We start from the raw sequence: 2,274 nt of genomic DNA on the forward strand, positions 1-2,274 counted from the left end.
TACGGTGAAGTGGTTCAATGACGCCAAGGGCTACGGGTTCATCACGCCGGACGACGGCAGCGAGGACCTGTTCGCGCACTTCTCGGCGATCCAGATGAGCGGTTTCAAGACCCTCAAGGAAGGCCAGAAGGTGTCGTTCGAAGTCACCCAAGGCCCCAAAGGCAAGCAGGCCTCGAACATTCAGGCCGCTTCCTGAGCGCCAAGCCGGCCCTGGCCGGCTGATCCGAATCCAACAAGAAGCCCACGCGACCGTCAGGTGGCGTGGGCTTTGTCTATGGGGCGCTGCCTGCTAAGGCCGCCCGGCGCCTACTTGCCCCAGGGTTTGATCGCTTCCTTCAGCTTGTTGTAGCCCTCGATGTAGCGGGGCCGCTTGCCGCTATAGATCTTGTCGAAGGTTTCGAGCTGTGCGTCCAGCCAGCGGGCGAGTTCCTGATTGCCCGGATTTGCCGCCTTGTAAGCCTCGGTGATCAGGACGAAGTGGATCCTCGGATCGTAGGGTTGCTTCTCGCCGCCGACCGTCTCATCCCCGGCCAGCAGGCGCAGGAGCATCGCATCGGCGGAACCCAGCGTCTGTTCGAAGATCGGCTCGCCCTGCATGCGGTACATGACGCTCGTCATGTCCTTGCCGCTCTTCATGCTGAAGCCCATCTCGCTCCAGACCTTCTGCATCTTGGCCCCGGCTTTGACATGGTCGAGGACAATCTGTCCCCAGTCGCGCAGCACGTCGGGCGCATCCGCCATCAGATCCGTCAGCCGGTCCCCGTCGAGGTCCGTTGCATAGACGATGACCTTGCGCTGCCGGATCATGTCATGCAGCAGTAGACCGAAGTTGGTGTCGGAGATATGTTCGTTGATTTCGCCACCCCAGTTCTCCATGCCGGCCTTGAAGTCCTTGGGCAGCAAGGCGACGATCGCGTCGACATTCGCCTTGTGCTCGGCGTAAGCGTCGACGGAATAGCGCCGCTTGAGCTCGAATTTCGTGCCCTGCAATAGCCAGCGCAGGATCCCCGCGTTGACGGCGTCTTCCTGGGCCTGGGTTGGTTTCGTGGCCACGCGCCCGATCTGCCGCGTTTCGTGCACCATCTTCAGGAACAAGCGCACTGCGTATGCCATCCTGACTCCAGGAGTATTCATCTCGGAGTGGATGTTGCCGCTGTCCCGATCGACCCGGAACTTCTTGCCGTCCTGCGAGTAGGGCAGGCCGGGCATGAAACGCACGCTGGTGATCGTGCCGTAGGGCCGGACATTGCAGTAGACCCCGGCCGCGGTGCGCAGCGGCGCATTGGCGGATTTGCCGAAGACCACCACCTTCTTGCCGTTCTCGTTGACCATGAAGTCGCCGGCGGTGGACCACTTGATCGCGGTGTATTCAAGCTTGCCGAACCATTCGAGCGAGGCGAGCCTGGTGTCGTGCCGGAACTGCGCCATCATGGGCACGCCGAGGAACGGCAAGCCCAGCACGTCGAGCGCCATGAGCGTGCCGTTCAGCGCGAACATATCGGTAAGTGCGTGCGCGACCGGCTGCACGCTGCCGTACGGGTTTCCGCCTTCCCAGATGATCGCGTCGGAAATGCCCCGCGGCTGGATCCCGGATCGCTGGTAGATGCTGTCCAGCAGCTTGAACAGGTTACCGCTCTGTTCTTCCCGGGCGATCTTCAATAGGTCGAGTCGTTCAGTCATGGTGCGCCTGCTCCGTTCGAATGAGAGAAAGGGTTACGAGGAGGAGGTGTGCTGCGCCGCAGCGCCACCCGCCGACCGGGGGGAAAGGGGCGGATTATAACAAAAGCTTCGGCCATGCCGTCGCGCCCCGCGCGTGCCTGTAAGTCGCCACTTACCTGCGCAATCCGCCCCGGATTGTCGGCTAAATTGTGCTTATGCACCCATCAGAAATCTTATTCTAGACCGCTGGGTTGGCGTTGAGAAACGATTATGTATAATGCATTGCACCAGACATTGTGGATCGCCTTTTCATATCGTGGAAGTGGCGCGGTTCTCGCGCTCACCCCAATCAGATCAACGACGAGGAAGACCCATCATGAGCCGCCCTACACTGCTCCCGAAAGGCGTCGAAGTCCGCGCCCGATTGACACTGGCCGCCACGGAAATCCTCAGCGCCCAGGCGCTCGCTTTCCTCGCCAAGCTCGCTCGCAAGTTCGAACAGCGCCGCCGCGAGTTGATGACGGCCCGCGCGCGGCGCCAGGCCGAGTTCGACGCCGGCAAGCTGCCGGATTTCCTGCCGCAAACGAAGTCCATTCGCGACGCCGAATGGAGCGT

3 protein-coding genes are annotated in these 2,274 nt (G+C 61.5%); 2 read left to right on the forward strand and 1 reads right to left on the reverse strand.

Translation table 11 applies throughout. The features are described from left to right. Positions 1-4: 4 nt before the first annotated feature. The gene (locus VIH17_11855) at positions 5-196 is read left to right on the forward strand and encodes a cold-shock protein (protein HEY4683924.1); all 192 of its coding nucleotides are present in this window, start codon (positions 5-7) and stop codon (positions 194-196) included. 110 nt (positions 197-306) lie between these two features. On the opposite strand, the gene VIH17_11860 is transcribed toward VIH17_11855, so the two are convergent. Next, positions 307-1,680 (reverse strand): hypothetical protein, encoded by a 1,374-nt coding sequence (locus tag VIH17_11860; GenBank protein HEY4683925.1) that lies wholly within the window; start codon positions 1,678-1,680, stop codon positions 307-309. Positions 1,681-2,035: 355 nt separating this feature from the next. Here VIH17_11860 and VIH17_11865 point away from each other — a divergent pair. Further along, positions 2,036-2,274, forward strand: a 239-nt coding sequence (locus VIH17_11865) for a hypothetical protein (GenBank protein ID HEY4683926.1), incomplete at its 3' end; no start/stop codon positions are given.

It is taken from the genome of Candidatus Acidiferrales bacterium (genome assembly GCA_036514995.1).
GTDB lineage: Bacteria > Acidobacteriota > Terriglobia > Acidiferrales > DATBWB01 > DATBWB01.

Coding starts and splice junctions, on each gene's coding strand:
- VIH17_11860 (HEY4683925.1), bottom strand. CDS start 1,680: ATGACTGAACGACTCGACCTATTGAAGATCGCCCGGGAAGAACAGAGC.